The sequence below is a fragment of the Bacillus sp. 1735sda2 genome, from assembly GCF_024159245.1.
Taxonomy (GTDB): domain Bacteria; phylum Bacillota; class Bacilli; order Bacillales; family Bacillaceae; genus Bacillus; species Bacillus pumilus_O.
In genome coordinates, this window is sequence record NZ_JAMYWZ010000001.1 from 60,121 (window position 1) to 78,913 (window position 18,793).

17 protein-coding genes and 2 tRNA genes are annotated in these 18,793 nt (G+C 41.8%); all 19 read left to right on the forward strand.

All coding sequences use genetic code 11. The features are described from left to right. Window positions 1–16: 16 nt before the first annotated feature. Window positions 17–970 carry a ribose-phosphate diphosphokinase gene (locus NKR21_RS00325; protein WP_003217907.1) on the forward strand — a complete coding sequence of 318 codons (954 nt, stop codon included), beginning with the start codon at window positions 17–19 and terminating at the stop codon, window positions 968–970. Between the two features lie 137 nt (window positions 971–1,107). Further along, the gene (locus NKR21_RS00330; RefSeq protein WP_012008657.1) at window positions 1,108–1,734 is read left to right on the forward strand and encodes a 50S ribosomal protein L25/general stress protein Ctc; all 627 of its coding nucleotides are present in this window, start codon (window positions 1,108–1,110) and stop codon (window positions 1,732–1,734) included. Between the two features lie 139 nt (window positions 1,735–1,873). After that, the gene (gene pth, locus NKR21_RS00335; protein ID WP_012008658.1) at window positions 1,874–2,440 is read left to right on the forward strand and encodes an aminoacyl-tRNA hydrolase; all 567 of its coding nucleotides are present in this window, start codon (window positions 1,874–1,876) and stop codon (window positions 2,438–2,440) included. 55 nt (window positions 2,441–2,495) lie between these two features. Then, window positions 2,496–2,726 (forward strand): anti-sigma-F factor Fin, encoded by a 231-nt coding sequence (fin, locus tag NKR21_RS00340; RefSeq protein ID WP_003217967.1) that lies wholly within the window; start codon window positions 2,496–2,498, stop codon window positions 2,724–2,726. 67 nt (window positions 2,727–2,793) lie between these two features. Then, a complete protein-coding gene (gene mfd, locus NKR21_RS00345) occupies window positions 2,794–6,327 on the forward strand; it encodes a transcription-repair coupling factor (protein ID WP_144458091.1) in 3,534 nt (1,177 codons plus the stop codon). Window positions 6,328–6,466: 139 nt separating this feature from the next. Continuing rightward, window positions 6,467–7,003, forward strand: a complete 537-nt coding sequence (spoVT, locus tag NKR21_RS00350; protein ID WP_003217990.1) for a stage V sporulation protein T — start codon at window positions 6,467–6,469, stop codon at window positions 7,001–7,003. A gap of 194 nt (window positions 7,004–7,197) precedes the next feature. Next, window positions 7,198–8,799 carry a putative polysaccharide biosynthesis protein gene (locus NKR21_RS00355; RefSeq protein ID WP_144458093.1) on the forward strand — a complete coding sequence of 534 codons (1,602 nt, stop codon included), beginning with the start codon at window positions 7,198–7,200 and terminating at the stop codon, window positions 8,797–8,799. Continuing rightward, complete coding sequence (gene yabN / locus NKR21_RS00360) at window positions 8,789–10,273, forward strand: bifunctional methyltransferase/pyrophosphohydrolase YabN (RefSeq protein WP_144458095.1); 1,485 nt, start codon at window positions 8,789–8,791, stop codon at window positions 10,271–10,273. Before NKR21_RS00355 ends, yabN begins: the two co-directional genes overlap by 11 nt. Next, window positions 10,270–10,542: an RNA-binding S4 domain-containing protein gene (locus NKR21_RS00365; RefSeq protein WP_144458097.1), complete on the forward strand. Its 273-nt coding sequence runs from the start codon at window positions 10,270–10,272 to the stop codon at window positions 10,540–10,542. The genes yabN and NKR21_RS00365 overlap by 4 nt, the downstream gene beginning before the upstream one ends. A gap of 62 nt (window positions 10,543–10,604) precedes the next feature. Next, window positions 10,605–10,913 carry a sporulation protein YabP gene (gene yabP / locus NKR21_RS00370; protein ID WP_003217974.1) on the forward strand — a complete coding sequence of 103 codons (309 nt, stop codon included), beginning with the start codon at window positions 10,605–10,607 and terminating at the stop codon, window positions 10,911–10,913. After that, the gene (gene yabQ / locus NKR21_RS00375; RefSeq protein ID WP_144458099.1) at window positions 10,910–11,548 is read left to right on the forward strand and encodes a spore cortex biosynthesis protein YabQ; all 639 of its coding nucleotides are present in this window, start codon (window positions 10,910–10,912) and stop codon (window positions 11,546–11,548) included. The genes yabP and yabQ overlap by 4 nt, the downstream gene beginning before the upstream one ends. 18 nt (window positions 11,549–11,566) lie before the next feature. Next, window positions 11,567–11,941 (forward strand): FtsB family cell division protein, encoded by a 375-nt coding sequence (locus NKR21_RS00380; protein WP_088000700.1) that lies wholly within the window; start codon window positions 11,567–11,569, stop codon window positions 11,939–11,941. An 82-nt stretch (window positions 11,942–12,023) separates the two neighbouring features. Beyond that, on the forward strand, window positions 12,024–12,422 hold the full coding sequence (locus NKR21_RS00385) for a S1 domain-containing RNA-binding protein (RefSeq protein WP_003217901.1): 399 nt from the start codon (window positions 12,024–12,026) through the stop codon (window positions 12,420–12,422). 176 nt (window positions 12,423–12,598) lie between these two features. Then, a tRNA-Met gene (locus NKR21_RS00390) sits at window positions 12,599–12,672 on the forward strand. A gap of 26 nt (window positions 12,673–12,698) precedes the next feature. Next, window positions 12,699–12,770 (forward strand) — tRNA-Glu (locus tag NKR21_RS00395). Window positions 12,771–12,874: 104 nt separating this feature from the next. Then, entirely contained in the window at window positions 12,875–14,230 is a 1,356-nt protein-coding gene (locus NKR21_RS00400) for an IS1182-like element ISBpu1 family transposase (RefSeq protein ID WP_253602405.1), read from the forward strand. Window positions 14,231–14,503: 273 nt separating this feature from the next. Then, a complete protein-coding gene (gene spoIIE, locus NKR21_RS00405; protein ID WP_144458101.1) occupies window positions 14,504–16,987 on the forward strand; it encodes a stage II sporulation protein E in 2,484 nt (827 codons plus the stop codon). Between the two features lie 76 nt (window positions 16,988–17,063). After that, entirely contained in the window at window positions 17,064–17,798 is a 735-nt protein-coding gene (locus NKR21_RS00410) for a vWA domain-containing protein (protein ID WP_003217969.1), read from the forward strand. Next, a complete protein-coding gene (locus tag NKR21_RS00415; protein WP_144458103.1) occupies window positions 17,782–18,786 on the forward strand; it encodes a protein kinase domain-containing protein in 1,005 nt (334 codons plus the stop codon). Before NKR21_RS00410 ends, NKR21_RS00415 begins: the two co-directional genes overlap by 17 nt. Window positions 18,787–18,793: the final 7 nt, after the last annotated feature.

Consider the following 18,793-nt stretch of genomic DNA (forward strand, 5'->3'; position numbering starts at 1 on the left):
TACCCGGAGGTTTACCATGTCTAATCGTTATGCTGATGCGAATTTAAAGATCTTCTCTTTGAATTCAAACCCTGAACTTGCTAAAGAAATTGCCGATCGTATCGGAGTTGATGTAGGAAAGAGCTCTGTTAAACGCTTTAGTGACGGTGAAGTCCAAATCAATATTGAAGAAAGTATCCGCGGGTGTGATTGTTATGTCATTCAATCCACTAGTGCGCCAGTGAATGAGCACATTATGGAGCTGCTTATTATGGTAGATGCACTAAAACGCGCTTCTGCGAAAACGGTCAATATTGTGATCCCTTATTACGGATATGCACGTCAAGATCGTAAGGCAAAACCTCGTGAGCCAATCACTGCGAAGCTATTTGCGAACTTACTTGAAACAGCAGGTGCTACACGTGTCATTGCACTTGATCTTCATGCGCCGCAAATCCAAGGTTTCTTTGATATTCCAATCGATAACTTAATGGCTGTGCCAATCTTAACAAACTATTTCGAACAGAAAAACTTGAATGATATCGTCGTTGTGTCTCCTGACCACGGTGGTGTGACACGTGCGCGTAAAATGGCAGATCGTCTGAAAGCACCAATCGCCATTATCGACAAACGTCGTCCAAAGCCAAACGTTGCTGAAGTCATGAACATCATTGGTAACATTGAAGGCAAAACGGCGATTCTCATCGATGATATTATTGATACAGCTGGTACTATTACACTTGCTGCAAATGCACTTGTGGAAAATGGAGCAGCTGAAGTCTATGCTTGCTGTACTCACCCAGTATTGTCTGGACCAGCAGTAGAACGTATCACAAACTCTAAAATTAAAGAATTAGTTGTGACAAACAGTATTCACTTAACAGATGACAAGAAAGTTGGGAAATTCATTCCGCTTTCAGTTGGGCCTTTGCTTGCAGAAGCCATCATCCGTGTACATGAAGAAGAATCTGTGAGCTACCTTTTTAGCTAATTTTCTGATTGAAAAAGGCCCTAAGCATCCGCTTGGGGTCTTTTTGCTATCATCATTCACGGTAAATAGGTTTAAAATGATTCGGTTATGGGTAATTATGAGAGTAGTGACAAAAAAGAAATAGGATGGTGCTGAATATGGCAACTTTAAAAGCAAATAAAAGAACTGATTTCAAACGTTCCACACTGCAAAAAATCCGTCATTCAGGACACGTTCCTGGTGTCATATACGGAAAAAATACAGACAACCTGGCTGTTTCACTAGACAGCATCGATTTATTAAAGACCTTACGTGATGAAGGGAAGAATACAATCATCACATTAGACGTGAACGGTGAAACAAAATCCGTGATGGTCACAGAATTACAAACAGACCCGCTAAAAAATGAGCTTGTCCATGCAGACTTCCAAGTGGTCGATTTGCAGCGTGAAATTGAAGCGGATGTACCTGTTCAGTTGATTGGCGAATCTAAAGGAGTTAAAGATGGCGGTGTGCTTCAGCAGCCACTATTTGAACTATCCATTACAGCGAAACCAAAAGATATCCCACAGCATATAGAAGCAGATATTACAAACTTAGAAGTGAATGATGTCCTAACAGTCGCTGATTTGCCTGTTCAGTCATCATATCAAGTGAATAACGATCCAGAAGAAGTCGTGGCATCCATTTTACCACCTCAGCAATCAGAGGTTCCTGAACCGGATAGCGAAGAGGAACCAAAAGAACCTGAGGCTATTAAAGAAAAGGATAACGATGGAGAATAACTGGTCATTTAGAGACGTAACCCTCCCGCGGTTGCGTCTTTTGTGCTAGAATGAAAAGAATTCATACGTTTTACATGAGGCAATCCTATTGGCTCATTTTTTAGGCGTGTGCTTTGTGACAAAGGAGGTTTTTGGTTTCATGATTGCGTTTGTTGGATTAGGTAATCCAGGAAAAGAATATGAAAAAACAAGACATAATGTCGGGTTTATGACAATAGATGAATTATCGAAAAAATGGGACATCCCTTTAAATCAATCAAAGTTCCATGGACAATTTGGAACGGGGTTTGTTTCAGGGCAAAAGGTTCTACTTGTAAAGCCGCTTACATATATGAACTTATCAGGAGAATGCGTGCGTCCACTAATGGATTACTATGATATTCCCCTTGAACATTTGAAAGTCATCTATGATGATCTTGATTTGCCAACTGGCCGAATTCGTTTGCGTACAAAAGGAAGTGCAGGCGGGCATAATGGAATCAAATCGTTGATTCAGCATTTAGGGTCACCTGAGTTTGACCGATTCCGTATCGGTATTGGACGTCCTCAAAATGGCATGAAGGTCGTCGATTACGTACTAGGACGTTTTTCTGAAGAGGAGCAGCCAGATATCGCATCAGCCATTCAGGCGTCTGTCGAAGCTTGTGAGGCGGCTTTAACAAAGCCATTTTTAGAAGTGATGAATGATTTTAACAAAAAGGTATAAGAATGAGAAGCAAAGCACATACTGATCATAAAATCTCAGCATGGGAGGATCACGTATGGCTTTGCATTATTACTGCCGGCACTGTGGTGTAAAGGTTGGCAGTCTAGATGAATCTGCTGTTCAAAGTGAAGCACTCGGATTTCATCACTTAACAAATGAGGAAAGAAACGATATGATTTCTTATAGGGAAAATGGTGATTTACATGTGCAAACCATTTGTGAGGATTGCCAAGAGGCGCTCGAAAGAAATCCTGATTACCATCAGTATCATACCTTTATTCAATAAAAAGCTTTGGTGTAGATAATAGACCAAAGCGTTTTTCTGTTTTAAACAAGCAGGGAGGAGGAGCCAAATGAAAAATATACAATCATTTATCAAACAAAGTGATGATTTTCAGTCCATTTTTAATGGGCTAAAGGAAGGTTTAAAAGAACAACTGCTCGCCGGACTATCAGGCTCCGTCAGATCTTTATTTACAGCCGCTATATCAGACGAACTTAAGCGGCCGATGTTTATTGTGACTCACAACTTGTATCAAGCGCAGAAGGTAACAGATGATCTTGCCAGTGTGATGTCAGATCGCTCGGTCCTTCTTTATCCTGTGAATGAACTTATTGCTTCAGAAATTGCCGTGGCGAGTCCTGAGCTCAGAGCACAGCGTCTAGATGTGCTGAACCGGCTGGCGAATGGAGAGAACCCCATTATCGTCACCCCGGCTGCTGCGGTGCGCAGAATGCTTCCGCCAGTTGAGCTCTGGAAGGAGAGTCAGATTCATTTAAAGCTTGGTGAAGAAATTGATTTGGAGGCGTTTTCAAAACAGCTTGTGCAAATCGGTTATGACCGGACGTCGATGGTTGCTGCGCCCGGAGATTTTAGTGTGCGCGGAGGAATCATTGATATTTATTCGTTAACGGAAGATCATCCGATCCGTATTGAGCTGTTTGATACAGAAGTAGACTCAATTCGAACGTTCCATTCGGATACACAGCGTTCATTAGAAACACTTCAAGAAATTAAAATCGGTCCCGCAAAAGAGCTTATTGTCAGAGGCCCTGAACGAGTGAGAGCCATTGAACAGCTTGATCAAGGACTTGCGAATAGCTTAAAGAAATTCAACTCGGACCAGCAAAAAGAATTGCTGCATCAACATATTACTGCTGATCGAGAGAAGCTGCTAGAAGGTATCGTGACACAGGAAATGACGAAGTACCTGTCCTATTTCTATGAAAAACCTGCTAGTTTGCTAGATTACACTTCACAGGATACGATTATTATTTTAGATGAAATAAGCAGAATTCAGGAGATGGAAGAACAACTTGAGCAGGAAGAAGCGGATTGGACCATTAGCCTGCTTGAAGAAGGCAATATCCTTCATGATTTAACCCTTTCTTTCCCGTTCCAACAACTGATCAATCAGCAATCCCGGTCAATTCTGTACTACTCCTTGTTCCTGAGACATGTCCAGCAGACAAATCCGCAAAATATCGTCAATGTCTCTAGTAAGCAAATGCAGAATTTCCACGGGCAGATGAATGTGCTTGCAAGTGAAATAGAACGCTACAAAAAACAACAATACACAGTTGTTTTCTTAGGTGCGGATGAAGAACGGACAGACAAACTGTCTTCTGTCTTACATGATTATGACATTGAAGCCGCTCTTGCTAAGCCGGACGCAGAGCTTGTAAGCGGACAGGTGTATATTTTACAAGGTGAGCTGCAAACAGGCTTTGAACTACCGTTATCGAAAATTGCCGTGATCACAGAAGGCGAGCTATTCAAAAAGCGTGTGAAGAAGCAGGCACGTAAGCAAAAGCTGACCAATGCAGAGCGAATTAAGAGCTATTCAGAGCTTCAAGTCGGCGATTATGTGGTGCATATTAACCACGGGATTGGTAAGTATTTAGGAATTGAAACGCTTGAAATCGGCGGCATTCATAAAGATTATTTAAATATTCATTATCAAGGAAGCGACAAGCTTTATGTACCGGTTGAACAAATTGATCAGGTGCAGAAATATGTTGGATCAGAAGGTAAAGAACCAAAGCTGTACAAACTAGGCGGCAGCGATTGGAAACGTGTAAAGAAAAAAGTGGAGTCCTCTGTACAGGACATCGCAGATGATCTCATTAAGCTGTACGCAGAACGTGAGGCAAGCAAAGGGTATGCCTTCTCGCCTGATCATGAGATGCAGCGCCAGTTTGAATCAGCGTTCCCTTATCAGGAAACAGATGATCAGATCCGTTCGATTCATGAAATCAAACAAGATATGGAGCGGGAACGTCCTATGGACCGCCTGCTTTGTGGAGATGTGGGATATGGAAAAACAGAAGTGGCGATTCGAGCCGCCTTCAAAGCAATTGCTGACGGGAAGCAGGTTGCACTGCTTGTGCCGACAACCATCTTAGCGCAGCAGCATTTTGACACGATTATGGACCGATTCCAAGACTATCCTGTTAAAATCGCTCAGCTGAGCCGTTTCCGTACGAGAAAAGAAACAACTGAAACGTTAAAAGGGTTGAAAAATGGAACGATAGATATGGTGATCGGTACACACCGTTTGCTTTCGAAAGATATTGTTTATAAAGACTTAGGTCTGTTGATTATTGATGAAGAGCAGCGTTTTGGTGTGACGCATAAAGAGAAAATTAAACAGATGAAAGCCAATATTGATGTTCTGACATTAACGGCTACGCCAATTCCGCGTACGCTGCATATGTCTATGCTTGGCGTACGGGATTTATCGGTTATTGAAACACCGCCTGAAAACCGTTTCCCTGTTCAAACCTATGTGGTCGAGTACAATGGCGCTTTAGTTAGAGAAGCGATTGAGCGAGAACTAGCACGTGGTGGTCAAGTGTACTTCCTGTACAACCGTGTCGAGGATATTGAACGTAAAGCAGATGAAATCTCTATGCTAGTCCCAGATGCGAAAGTCAGCTATGCACACGGGAAAATGAGTGAGAACGAACTGGAATCAGTGATGATCAATTTCCTTGAAGGTGAATCAGATGTATTGGTCAGTACCACCATCATTGAAACGGGAGTCGATATTCCGAATGTGAACACGCTCATCGTCCATGATGCGGATAAAATGGGGCTTTCTCAGCTGTACCAGCTAAGAGGACGAGTAGGACGCTCAAATCGTGTCGCATATGCTTATTTCACGTATCGAAAAGATAAAGTTCTGTCTGAAGTAGCAGAGAAGAGACTTCAAGCCATTAAAGAATTCACAGAGCTCGGATCAGGATTTAAAATTGCGATGCGAGATTTAACGATACGAGGAGCAGGAAATTTACTTGGTGCACAGCAGCATGGATTCATTGATTCTGTTGGATTCGATCTCTATTCTCAAATGCTGAAAGAAGCCATTGAAGAAAGAAGAGGCGATACGACGGCTCAAGATAAATTTGAACCGGAAATCGATCTGCAAATCGATGCCTATATCCCAGACACTTATATTTCGGATGGAAAGCAAAAGATTGAGATGTATAAACAATTCAGAGCGATTGGATCCATTGAAGAGCGAAAAGAGCTTCAAGATGAAATGATCGATCGATTCGGTGAATATCCGCAAGAAGTGGCGGATTTGTTCACGATTGCGACAATGAAAGTATACGCAGTGCAGGAACATGTCGAATTAATCAAGATGGAGAAAGGCATTGTCAGGCTCACCCTTGAAGAGCAAGCAAGCGGTGAAATCGACGGTCAAAAATTATTTGCGCTCGGCAGTAAATATGGCCGTGATATTGGCTTAGGAATGGAAGGCAGCAAGCTAATTATTTCTGTCCAGACGAAAGGCAAGAAGACGGAGGAATGGCTTGAAATCGTTCTGAATATGCTTCGAGGCCTTCAAGATGTGAAAAAAGAAACCATTCCATCTTCATAAAAATTTGTTTGTCTCTCGTGTATATTACGTTTGATGTGACGGATACTAATCTCAGGGTCAAGTGGTGAATGTTGCATAAAGTGGACGCTTTTGCTCCATTCACCCAACACATCATCAAACGAAAGAGAGGCAGCAGTGAATGAAAGCAACTGGAATTGTACGCCGCATCGATGATCTAGGTAGAGTGGTTATTCCGAAGGAGATTCGCAGAACATTGCGCATCCGGGAAGGAGATCCGCTTGAGATTTTCGTCGACCGCGATGGAGAAGTAATTTTGAAGAAGTATTCGCCGATTAGTGAGCTAGGAGACTTTGCAAAGGAATATGCTGATGCATTATTCGACAGTTTGGGTCATTCCATCCTGATTTGTGATCGAGATACGTATATTGCTGTATCCGGCAGTTCGAAAAAAGAGTACTTAAACAAATCCATCAGTGATTTACTTGAACGAACAATGGACCAGCGTAATTCTGTTTTAGAAGAAAGCAAAAAAGAAATTCAACTTGTCGATGGTATTGATGATGACGTATCTGCTTATACCATTGCACCTATTGTTGCAAACGGAGATCCGATTGGCGCCGTCGTCTTATTTTCTAAAGAGCGTTCAATGGGGGAAGTGGAGCATAAAGCAGCAGAAACAGCAGCTGGCTTCTTAGCCCGTCAAATGGAACATTAGGTCTAATAATTCTATATCATTTTGATAAAACGAAAGAATGCCGATGAAATCATTTGATTTTGTCGGCGTTTTTTTATATGGGATGAAACAAAACGGGGAATGTGTCGTCTACTCCTTAGAAAGAAACGGCTTTTCATTGACGTATGATATAATGAGTGCGTTTAACTGTAGATCTATTTTTAAAGGAGCCATCCATGAAAAATGTAAATCAGCCGCATTGGCTTTTCCAAGGTGCGGTGATTTTAACCATCGCAGGGTTGTTATCAAAGGTACTAAGTGCCGTTTATCGTGTTCCGTTCCAGAACATCGTAGGAGACACTGGGTTTTATATTTATCAGCAAGTGTATCCCTTCCTTGGTATTGCGATCATGCTCGGCACCACAGGATTTCCTGTCATGGTGTCCAAGCTTTTGAGTGAACATGGGGAAGAGAATCGACGGATCATTACAAGGGTCTCCTTGGTCTATATCACTTTACTGAGCCTGGTCTTGTTTCTTTGTCTTTACATAGGAGCAGGCAGAATTGCGAGCCTTATGGCGGACAGTCAATTAATTCTGCTCATTCAAATGAGTGCTTTCGTATTTTTATTCCTGCCGCTTACCGTGATGCTGAGAGGCGTTTTTCAGAGTGACGGTATGATGCTTCCAACGGCTGTTTCTCAATTGGTGGAGCAGCTTATTAGGGTAGGCGTCTTGCTTGTTTTATCCTTCTATTTTGTCAGGCACGGCTATTCGCTTTATGAAACAGGAGCGGGCGCGGTCTTCTCCTCCATAGCCGGAAGTGCGGCCTCGCTTATCCTGCTTCTTTTTCTTTGGCTCACTTACCGAAAACAGTCTTCTGCACCTATGACAGTCAAGCAGGCGACACTCCGGAAAAAGGATGTTTTGAAGAGTTTGGTGCTATATACATTCACGATTTGTGTCAGCGGACTGCTCATTTTATGGATGCAAATGATTGATGCCTTTCATCTGTATGCGTTGCTACGCAGTGAGGGTCTGAGTGAAGCCGCGGCAAAGGCGGCAAAAGGTGTATATGACCGAGGGCAGCCGTTTTTACAGCTGGGGACGGTGTTTGCCATTAGCATTGGAACCTCTCTTGTGCCATTTTTATCTTCTGCCATGAGGAATGGAGAGCATGAAGCGATCAGGCAAAAAGTACGTACATCGATTAAGACTACATCGGTTTTAGGGATTGGTTCAGCAGTTGGGCTGATTTGTATTCTTTCGTCAGTCAACATCATGCTTTTTCGTAATGATTTAGGTACCGATGCGCTGCAAATATTCTGTATTTCCATCGCATTTACTTCGATTGCGATTACGCAAGCAGCTTTACTTCAAGGTCTCGGGCATACTGTGTATCCGGCTGTTGTGGTGCTTCTCAGTGTACTGGTGAAATGGATACTCACGCTTGCACTTGTGCCGCTATTAGGCATCTACGGTGCGGCATGGTCAACTGTGTGCGGTTTCCTCGCTGCTGCTCTGCTCAATGCCTTTTATTTGAGGCACAAAGGATGGATTTCGTTGAGAGAGCTGTTCCCAGTGAGAATTCTTTTATCGGCCGCTTTCATGGCCATCGTCTTAATAGGGTATCAGGCACTGTTTTCTTGGGCCATTCCCTTTGAAAAACGTCCTTTTTCCGTTTTAGAGAGCCTGACGTCAGTTTTTATTGGTGGTTTCGCCTTTTTATATAGTATTCTTAAGCTAGAAGTATTTACGGACGAGGAATGGAGACTCATTCCATTAGGAGAAAAGATTTTATATTTTAAACAGATGAGAGGGAATCAAAATGGCAGGTAAGATTACCGTCGTCGGTCTTGGGGCAGGCGACATGGATCAGCTGACGCTCGGTGTATACAAGCAGCTGAAGCAGGCGAAAGAAGTATTTATGAGAACGCAGGACCACCCGCTTACCGCAGAGTTGATGCAGGAGGTCCCGTCACTGACCTTTTTTGATGAGATTTATGAAAAGCACGATCAGTTTGATTCGGTCTATCAGGAAATCACAGAAATTTTATTTAAAGAGGCAGCGGAAAAGGAGATTGTGTACGCAGTACCAGGTCATCCATTTGTCGCAGAAAAGACTGTTCAGCTATTAGTTTCTCAGCAGCAAGAGCGTGGGATTGAGGTGTCTGTTGCTGGTGGACAAAGCTTTTTGGATGCGACGTTTAATTCCTTGCAGATCGACCCAATCGAGGGATTGCAATTCGTTGATGCAGGAGATATGAGAGCGGACGATCTCAAATTGACCCAGCATGTCCTCATTTGTCAGGTATATGATCAGATCACTGCTTCGAATGTGAAACTCACGCTGATGGAAAAGCTTCCTGATGATTATGAAGTCTATATAGTGACTGCGGCTGGAAGCAGCCTGGAACAGATTACTGCCGTTCCTTTATTTGAACTTGATCGAGATGTGTCGATAAATAACTTAACGAGTGTTTATGTACCTCCGATTCAAGATGAAAAGCTGCTTTACAAACAATTTGACACCTTCCGTGACGTCATCCGTACATTAAGAGGTCCGGGCGGCTGTCCATGGGATCAAAAACAAACCAATGAGTCACTTAAACCCTATTTAATTGAAGAATGCTATGAACTGCTTGAAGCGATAGATGAAGATGATCCAGACCATATGGTGGAGGAGCTCGGAGATGTGATGCTACAGGTGTTACTTCATGCTCAAATCGGTGAAGATGATGGCTTTTTCTCCATTGATGATGTCATCCAGCATGTCACAGAGAAAATGATTCGTAGACATCCCCATGTGTTTGGTGACACAAATGTGTCTGAAGCAGAAGACGTGGTCGTCAACTGGGAAAAAATCAAGCAGTTGGAGAAGCCGGAGCGGGCAGCCTCTATGTTGCAATCCATCCCTGCGACGCTTCCAGCATTAACGAAGGCATATAAGCTCCAAAAGAAAGCCGCCAAAGTAGGCTTTGATTGGACAGATGTGAACGATATTTGGAACAAATACGAAGAAGAAAAGCAGGAATTTCTCGTTGAAGTGGCAGAGAAGCCGGACGAAAGTGCAACGAAGCAGATGAAAGATGAATTTGGAGATCTTTTATTTGTTCTCGTCAACATTGGAAGGTTCTATCAGCTAGAGCCTGAAACGGCGCTCGCTTCCGCCAACACAAAATTCATGCGACGCTTTCAGCATATTGAACAAAAAGCAAAGGACATGGGACGTTCATTAGAAGAATTAACACTAGAGGAAATGGACGATCTATGGAACGATGCCAAACGTATAGAAAGAGGTGATCATACATGAGATTAGATAAATTTTTAAAAGTGTCCCGTTTAATTAAAAGAAGAACATTGGCAAAAGAAGTCGCTGATCAAGGCAGAATTTCTATTAACGGCACACAGGCGAAAGCCAGCTCTGACGTGAAAGAAGGAGACGAGCTTAAAATCCGTTTTGGTCAAAAGCTCGTGACGGTGCAAGTCAACGAGTTAAAGGACACAACGAAAAAAGAAGAAGCTGCTGGCATGTATACTGTGCTAAAAGAAGAAAAAACAGCAGAATGGGGCTTGTTCTAAATGATCCTCCTGTCACATACAATGCAGTAACAATGCAAGTATGAGATATGGGGGATGTATAAATGAATCAATATTATAATCAACCTCAAGGCACGAAGCTGTCATCAGAAGCAGAACACAATATCACAATGCGAAACAGAAAGCATTTAGATATTACCGGTGTCAAACAGGTGGAAAGCTTCGATAATGAAGAATTTCTGCTTGAGACGGTCATGGGGATTCTCGCGATTCGTGGAGAAAATCTGCAAATGAAAAATCTAGATGTCGAAAAAGGCGTTGTGTCGATTAAAGGACGTGTCTTTGACTTAATTTATGTAGATGAGCAGCACGGGGAGAAAGCTAAAGGATTTTTTAGCAAGCTGTTTAAATGACGCTGACAGTCCAGTTTTATACGATGCTTTCGATGGTAGCGATGGGCATCTGGCTGGGCGCATCGCTTGATACGTACAAGCTGTTTGTGAATCGGGAAAAGACAGCAAAATGGCTTTTGATCATACACGATCTCCTTTTTTGGTTCGTACAGGGTCTCTTATTCTTTTATGTTCTGTTGCTGACAAATGAGGGAGAATTCAGGGTTTATATCTTTCTAGCCGTTGCACTAGGTTTCTCGATGTATCAGGCATTGATGAAACAGCTGTATATGAACATTCTCAAGTTTCTGGTGATGTGTGTGTATCAGGCCGTTCTCATTCTGAAACGGCTGGTCATGTCCATCGTCTTCCAGCCAATTCGCTGGCTGATTTCCTTCATCATAAGTGCTATTATGTTCTTGCTCCACTTGCTCTTACGTCTTGTTCATTTTACGTTTCGGCTCGTGTGGAAGGTGCTGTCCATTGTCTGTTATCCGCTCATCTGGTTACTCAATGTGACCATTATTCATCGGATTCCCGAAAAATGGCGAACATCAATGAGATTGTTTTTCTCTAAAGGAGCAGGAATTTTACAAGGGACCAAGAAATTATCTGGTACCATCAAAACGAAATGGAAACAATTCTGGACAAAGTAAGAGAGGAGGCCTTCAACCTTGAACAAAAGAAAAAGAAATATCGCACAAATTCAAAATGATTACCAAAAACAAATGGAACAGCAAGCACAGCGCTTAAAACGCAAACGCCGTGGACTCCTTAGAAGGCTTACCGTGTTTGGTGTGATTGCGCTCATGTTTGTTGTCTTGGTGACAAGTGCCCTCTGGTCGCAATCGTCCTCATTAAAGGAAAAAGAAGAGAAGAAGGTTGCGCTTGAAAAAGAATTGAAGCAATTACAAACAAAGCAGGAAGATATTTCTGATGAAATTAAAAAGCTGAAAAGCAAAGAATACGTACTCGAACTGGCACGACGGGACTATTATATGTCCAAAAAAGGCGAAAAAATCTTTGATGTGGGCAATAAGAGCGATTAGCCTTGTTGACACTTAAAATTCAGTTTATGTATAATTGAACAAATGAGATTTTTTTATAAGTCTAAGGAGGAGCACTTTTTTTATGTCGATTGAAGTTGGCAGCAAGTTACAAGGGAAAGTTACGGGCATTACAAATTTTGGAGCTTTTGTGGAGTTGCCAGGCGGTTCAACTGGTCTCGTTCATATCAGTGAGGTAGCCGATAACTATGTAAAAGATATTAATGAGCATTTAAAAGTCGGTGAACAAGTTGAAGTGAAAGTGATTAACGTTGAAAAAGACGGTAAAATCGGCTTGTCCATTAAAAAAGCAAAAGATCGTCCTCAACAACAACAATCAAGACCAAGCAGAAATGATTTCCGTCCGAAGGAATCGTTTGAGCAAAAAATGAACAAATTCTTAAAAGATAGTGAAGACCGCTTAACATCTTTAAAACGTAACACGGAATCAAAACGTGGGGGACGCGGAGCAAGAAGAGGTTAACTTGTTGCTGCTTTCTATATATCTTTCACAACAAAGCACCTGCTGTCCGCAGGTGTTTTTTTCTTAATTCATCCGACATTTTTTGAGATTTCGCCATTTAATTTAAAACTTCCTATTGACGGACAAGCGATTCCTTTGTATTATAGATCTTGTGCTTCTTAGCGCATTTTTATTATGGCGGTGTAGCTCAGCTGGCTAGAGCGTACGGTTCATACCCGTGAGGTCGGGGGTTCGATCCCCTCCGCCGCTATCCTTTTGATTAGAACATAAAAGCAAGGCCCGTTGGTCAAGCGGTTAAGACACCGCCCTTTCACGGCGGTAACACGGGTTCGAATCCCGTACGGGTCATCTTCGAAAACAGCTTTCTTTAGGAAAGCTGTTCAGCTTGTAGACAAAGTCTACAAGCTTTTTTGTATAATAAGGGTAATAACAATAATCTGTGGGGGATAAACATGTTATCGAAACGTGAAGAAGAAAGAAGAAATCAATTAGAAGTAGTGGCTTTAGATGAATTAGTGCCTGAAGATCATCTTGTGCGGAAAATTGAACAAGCAATCGATTTCGATTTCATTTATGATCTTGTCAAAGATCATTATAGTTCTAATAATGGTAGACCAAGTGTTGATCCTGTTGTTCTCATTAAGATGGTCTTAATCCAATATCTATTTGGTATTCGCTCTATGCGTCAAACCATTAAAGAAATTGAAACCAACGTGGCTTATCGTTGGTTTATTGGATATGGGTTTTCGGAGAAAATTCCGCACTTTTCTACCTTCGGTAAAAACTACGTGAGACGCTTCCACGATACAGATTTATTCGAACAAATTTTTTATCGAATCTTAAGAGAAGCGATGAAAAAAGGGCTCGTTGACCCGTCTATCGCCTTCATTGATTCGACTCATGTCAAAGCGAACGCCAATAAGAAAAAACTTGAAAAGAAAATCGTTCGAGTTGAGACAAGAAGTTATCAAAATCAGCTTCATGAAGAGATCAATATTGATCGTGAAGAACATGGAAAAAAGCCCTTACCCCTACAGAATAAAGAAGAAACAAAAGAAATCAAGGTCAGTACAACTGACCCAGAGAGTGGCTATTATGTAAAGGATGAACGTGAAAAGTCATTTGCTTATTCATTTCATACAGCGTGTGATTCAAAAGGATTTATTTTAGGCTCGCTGGTCACAGGCGGAAATGTTCATGATAGTCGTATGTTGGATTCACTCGTATCAAAAGTGACAGAGAAAGTCGGAAAACCAAATGTAGTCGCAGTAGATGCTGGATATAAAACACCTTACATCGCTAAGTTCTTAATGGATCAAGAGATAAGACCTGTCATGCCCTACACTCGTCCAAGAACAAAAGCTGGTTATTTGAAAAAGAATGAATACGTATATGATGCATATTTTGATTGTTACATTTGCCCCAACGGGCAAATTCTCTCTTATCGTACAACGACTAGAGAAGGCTATAAGCAATATGCATCCGATTCAGAAGTATGTGAGTCCTGTTCGTTTTTAGATAACTGTACCCAAAGTCAAAACCACACCAAACAAATTCATCGGCATATTTGGCAGGATTATCTAGATGAAGCAGACAATCTGAGACTCACTGAAATAAATAAGAGCATCTACGCAAAACGGAAAGAAACGATTGAACGCGTTTTTGCGGATGCAAAAGAAAAGCATGGTATGCGTTGGACGAAACTTCGTGGACTAAAAAAAGTTTCAATGCAAGCGATGCTTACTTTCGCTGCCATGAACCTTAAAAAACTAGCAAACTGGACATGGAAAGTACCATGTCCAGCGTAAAACACATGATGTTTTTCAAAAAAAATGTGAAAACCCCACTTTTACTTGAAGTAAAGGTGGGGTTTGTCTACGGTCTGAACAGCTTTCTTTAGGAAAGCTGTTTTTTTGTGTCTTCGTAAAATTCTGATGAAAGACATCGACTTTCATGAAAGTATGCCTCTTTGACGAATAAAGCGTCGAACGTTTTATGGAAACGACAACTTCTTTTGACAAAATTTCTTTTTCACCTTCGCTATAATGACAAGCAACGAATATCAGGTGGGGGATGAAAAGATGGAAAAACTAGAAAGAAGAACTGATTTAACAGGAGCGGGGTTTGAAAGAATCAGTGCAGGGTTAAAGAAGATGAAAAACCTGTTTCTTCATCATACGCATTCTCTTTTTTTCTATAAAGGGTTTATTTATGTCATTCTAGGCTTTTTATTAGGACGAGCCTTTATATTATCTGAAATCATGCCATTTGCTTTGCCTTTCTTTGGGTCCATGCTGCTTATCAAAAGAGACAAGGCCATGATTGCTTGTCTCGCTTTACTTGCTGGAGCCATGACGATATCACCTCAAAATGCATTGTTTGTGTTTGCGTCGCTGATCGTCTTCCTCCTTATGTCCAAGGTGGTTTCTTTCATCATCAAAGATCCAGTGAAAACATTGCCGGTTGTCATTGTACTGTCAATGCTGATCACCAGAGGAGCATTTGTTTACCTAGAGCAAGGTGCTGTGCAAAGCTACGATTACGTTATGGCGGGTGTCGAGGCAGGACTTGCCTTCATTTTGACACTGATTTTCCTTCAAAGCCTGCCGATTTTTACAGTTAGGAAAATCAAACACTCCTTAAAGGTTGAAGAAATTATTTGTTTTATGATTTTAATTGCCTCAGTTTTAACAGGTCTGGCTGGGATCACATTTCAAGGAATGCAGGCAGAACATATTTTGTCACGATATGTAGTATTGAGCTTTGCCTTTATTGGAGGAGCGAGTATTGGTTGTACAGTTGGTGTCGTGACTGGATTAATTCTCGGTCTCGCTAACATCGGAAACCTTTATCAGATGAGTCTCCTTGCCTTTTCAGGTTTATTAGGGGGATTGCTGAAAGAGGGGAAGAAAGCAGGCGCAGCCATTGGCTTAATTGTGGGCTCCTTACTGATTTCATTGTACGGAGAAGGATCAGCAGGACTCATGACTACGCTATATGAATCGCTGATTGCGGTTGTGCTCTTCTTGCTCACGCCACAATCCGTAACCTCTAAGGTAGCGAAATATATTCCTGGTACGGTAGAGCATGTGCAGGAGCAGCAGCAATACGCCCGGAAAGTACGAGATGTGACAGCAAAAAAGGTAGACCAATTTTCTAATGTATTTCATGCGCTGTCTGAGAGTTTTGCGACATTTTACGAATCTATTCCTGAAGAAAAGAAACAGGAAGAGGATGTAGATCTTTTTTTAAGTACGATCACAGAACGATCCTGTCAAACGTGCTATAAGAAAAATAAATGCTGGGTGCAGAACTTTGATACAACCTATGAACTGATGAAACAAGTTATGCATGAATCTGATGAAAAAACCTACGAGCAAAACCGGAAATTGAAGAAGAAATTTAGCCAGCACTGCTCAAAATCAAAACATGTTGAGGAATTGATTGAAGAGGAGATCGCTTACTATAAAGCCAACCAGACCTTGAAGAAAAAGGTCCAAGACAGCAGACGACTTGTAGCTGAACAGCTGATGGGCGTCTCACAAGTGATGGAGGATTTTTCCCGGGAAATAAAACGGGAAAGAGAACAGCATTTTATTCAAGAAGAGCAGATGATAGAAGCACTTCAGCACTTTGGAATTGAAATTCAACAAGTAGAAATTTATAGCTTGGAGCAGGGGAATGTCGATATTGAAATGAGAATCCCCTATTGCCAAGGACATGGGGAATGTGAGAAAATCATCGCCCCTATGCTCTCAGATATTTTAGAAGAGCAGATTTTAGTCAAGGCAGAGCAGTGTGCAGAGCACCCAACAGGCTATTGTCACGTTGTATTTGGCTCTGCAAAGTCATATCGAGTAGCTACAGGCGTAGCGCATGCAGCGAAAGGCGGAGGGTTAGTGTCTGGAGACAGCTACAGCATGATGGAGCTGGGTGCGGGCAAATATGCTGCAGCTATTAGTGATGGGATGGGTAATGGAGCAAGGGCTCACTTTGAAAGCAATGAAACGATTAAGCTGTTAGAAAAAATATTAGCTTCAGGTATCAATGAAAAAGTAGCGATTAAAACCATTAATAGTATTTTATCTTTACGAACGACAGATGAAATCTATTCAACATTAGATTTATCCATTATTGATTTACAGGATGCGAGCTGTAAATTCCTTAAGATCGGTTCAACACCCAGCTTTATTAAACGGGGTGATCAGGTGATGAAGGTACAAGCGAGTAATTTACCGATTGGGATTATTGATGAATTTGAAGTGGAGGTTGTGAGTGAACAGATGAAGGCAGGAGATCTGCTGATTATGATGAGCGATGGCATCTTTGAAGGACCAAAGCATATTGAAAATCATGATCTCTGGGTGAAGCGCAAAATGAAAAGCTTTAAAACAGAAGATCCGCAAGAGATTGCTGATTTATTAATGGAAGAGGTCATTCGAACAAGATCGGGTCAAATCGATGACGATATGACGGTTGTTGTCATCAGGCTTGATCACAATACGCCTAAATGGGCATCCATTCCGACAGGTACATTCTATCTTGAGAAACAAGAGATTTCTTGAAATATCGTATAATATGAATTTCTTCTGGCGATGATGGGGATATAAAGCATTCAGTACGATCCCAGGAGGAATGAAGATGCGAAAAGGTCACGTAAACCAAATCTTATTGATTACAGATGGCTGCTCAAATCACGGGGAAGATCCACTTGCGATTGCCTCATTGGCAAAGGAACAAGGGATTACAGTCAATGTTATTGGCATTATGGAGGAAAACAGACACGATCATGAAGCAATGAAAGAAGTTGAAGGAATTGCTCTCGCAGGTGGAGGCATTCATCAAGTGGTCTACGTCCAGCAGTTATCTCAAACGGTACAAATGGTTACAAAAAAAGCGATGACACAAACCTTGCAAGGTGTTGTGAATAAAGAATTGCAGCAAATACTTGGCAAGGATACTGAAATTGAAGAGCTTCCGCCTGATAAGCGTGGGGAAGTGATGGAAGTAGTTGATGAGTTAGGAGAGACGGTTCATCTTCAAGTGCTTGTGCTTGTTGATACAAGTGCAAGTATGAAACCGAAGCTTCCGACCGTTAAAGAAGCACTCATTGATCTCTCCATTAGTTTAAATTCAAGAATTGGTGAAAATCAGTTTGGAATGTGTATATTTCCCGGGAAAAACTCAGATGCTGAAATTGTGTTGAATTGGACGCCTCGATTCGATTCACTATCATCTATTTTCCCGAAACTGACCACGGGGGGAATCACCCCAACTGGACCAGCGCTTCGAGAAGCACTCCAGCATTTCAAATCAGTTCGTTCGCGTAAAGGGCTGCTTGAAGCAAAGGAAGAGCATGATGAATTCGGTTTCTAACATTCCGTTAGGCACGGTGATTCAAGGGAAATGGCATCACCATCATTACCGCATTGTAAAAGAGCTGGGAAAAGGGGCGAACGGTATTGTCTATCTAGCCGAATCGCCAAATGGTCAAGTAGCCCTTAAAGTGAGTGATGACAGTATGCTCATTGCATCTGAAGTCAATGTATTAAAATCCTTTTCTAAGGCTCCTGTGAAAACCATGGGGCCTTCTTTTTATGATATGGATGATGCGATTTATCCCGGCATGCTTCAAAAGCGTTCCTTTTATGTGATGGAGTATGTCAGAGGCCCATTACTGCTTGATTTTGTCAAACAAAAAGGTGATGAGTGGATCGTCGTTTTAATGGTTCAGCTTTTATCTAACCTAGCTCATTTACATCAAGAAGGGTGGATCTTTGGTGACTTGAAGCCAGACAATCTCATCGTGTCAGGTCCCCCAGCCGCGATCCGGTGCATTGATGTAGGGGGAACGACAAAAGCAGGCAGAGCAATCAAGGAATATACAGAGTTTTTTGATCGAGGCTATTGGGGATTCGGTACAAGAAAGGCAGAACCATCCTATGATCTATTTGCCTTAAGCATGGTGATGGTGAATTGTGCGTATAAGAAAGAATTCAAAAAAGGAGTAGAACCGGAAAAGCAGCTTTACAGAGCCATTGAAGGACATCCTTTATTAAAGCGATATGAAAGGGTATTAAAGGCTGCTCTACAAGGTAAATATCAATCAGCGGCGGCAATGAAGAGTGCGATGCTGAAAGAAGGCCAGCTGATCGCTTCAAGAAAAGCGAGTCAAAAGAAGCAACAGCAAAAAAATGGACAAAGGCCAGCTACTCAACAAAACCAACAGGTGACTTCACGATCGAGAGTAGTAGCAAAAAGAACACAAGTTCGCAAAAAATCAGGTGGGCTTTTTGAAACGATTCTTATCGTGTGCAGTGTACTTGCTCTTTACTGTGCATATGTCGTTTTGTTCCTGCTATAGACCTGTA

Coding starts and splice junctions, on each gene's coding strand:
- yabQ (WP_144458099.1), top strand. CDS start 10,910: ATGACGCTGACAGTCCAGTTTTATACGATGCTTTCGATGGTAGCGATG.
- fin (WP_003217967.1), top strand. CDS start 2,496: ATGGCTTTGCATTATTACTGCCGGCACTGTGGTGTAAAGGTTGGCAGT.
- NKR21_RS00410 (WP_003217969.1), top strand. CDS start 17,064: ATGCGAAAAGGTCACGTAAACCAAATCTTATTGATTACAGATGGCTGC.
- NKR21_RS00400 (WP_253602405.1), top strand. CDS start 12,875: ATGTTATCGAAACGTGAAGAAGAAAGAAGAAATCAATTAGAAGTAGTG.
- yabP (WP_003217974.1), top strand. CDS start 10,605: ATGAATCAATATTATAATCAACCTCAAGGCACGAAGCTGTCATCAGAA.
- spoIIE (WP_144458101.1), top strand. CDS start 14,504: ATGGAAAAACTAGAAAGAAGAACTGATTTAACAGGAGCGGGGTTTGAA.
- NKR21_RS00385 (WP_003217901.1), top strand. CDS start 12,024: ATGTCGATTGAAGTTGGCAGCAAGTTACAAGGGAAAGTTACGGGCATT.
- yabN (WP_144458095.1), top strand. CDS start 8,789: ATGGCAGGTAAGATTACCGTCGTCGGTCTTGGGGCAGGCGACATGGAT.
- spoVT (WP_003217990.1), top strand. CDS start 6,467: ATGAAAGCAACTGGAATTGTACGCCGCATCGATGATCTAGGTAGAGTG.
- mfd (WP_144458091.1), top strand. CDS start 2,794: ATGAAAAATATACAATCATTTATCAAACAAAGTGATGATTTTCAGTCC.
- NKR21_RS00365 (WP_144458097.1), top strand. CDS start 10,270: ATGAGATTAGATAAATTTTTAAAAGTGTCCCGTTTAATTAAAAGAAGA.
- NKR21_RS00325 (WP_003217907.1), top strand. CDS start 17: ATGTCTAATCGTTATGCTGATGCGAATTTAAAGATCTTCTCTTTGAAT.
- NKR21_RS00330 (WP_012008657.1), top strand. CDS start 1,108: ATGGCAACTTTAAAAGCAAATAAAAGAACTGATTTCAAACGTTCCACA.
- NKR21_RS00355 (WP_144458093.1), top strand. CDS start 7,198: ATGAAAAATGTAAATCAGCCGCATTGGCTTTTCCAAGGTGCGGTGATT.
- NKR21_RS00415 (WP_144458103.1), top strand. CDS start 17,782: ATGAATTCGGTTTCTAACATTCCGTTAGGCACGGTGATTCAAGGGAAA.
- pth (WP_012008658.1), top strand. CDS start 1,874: ATGATTGCGTTTGTTGGATTAGGTAATCCAGGAAAAGAATATGAAAAA.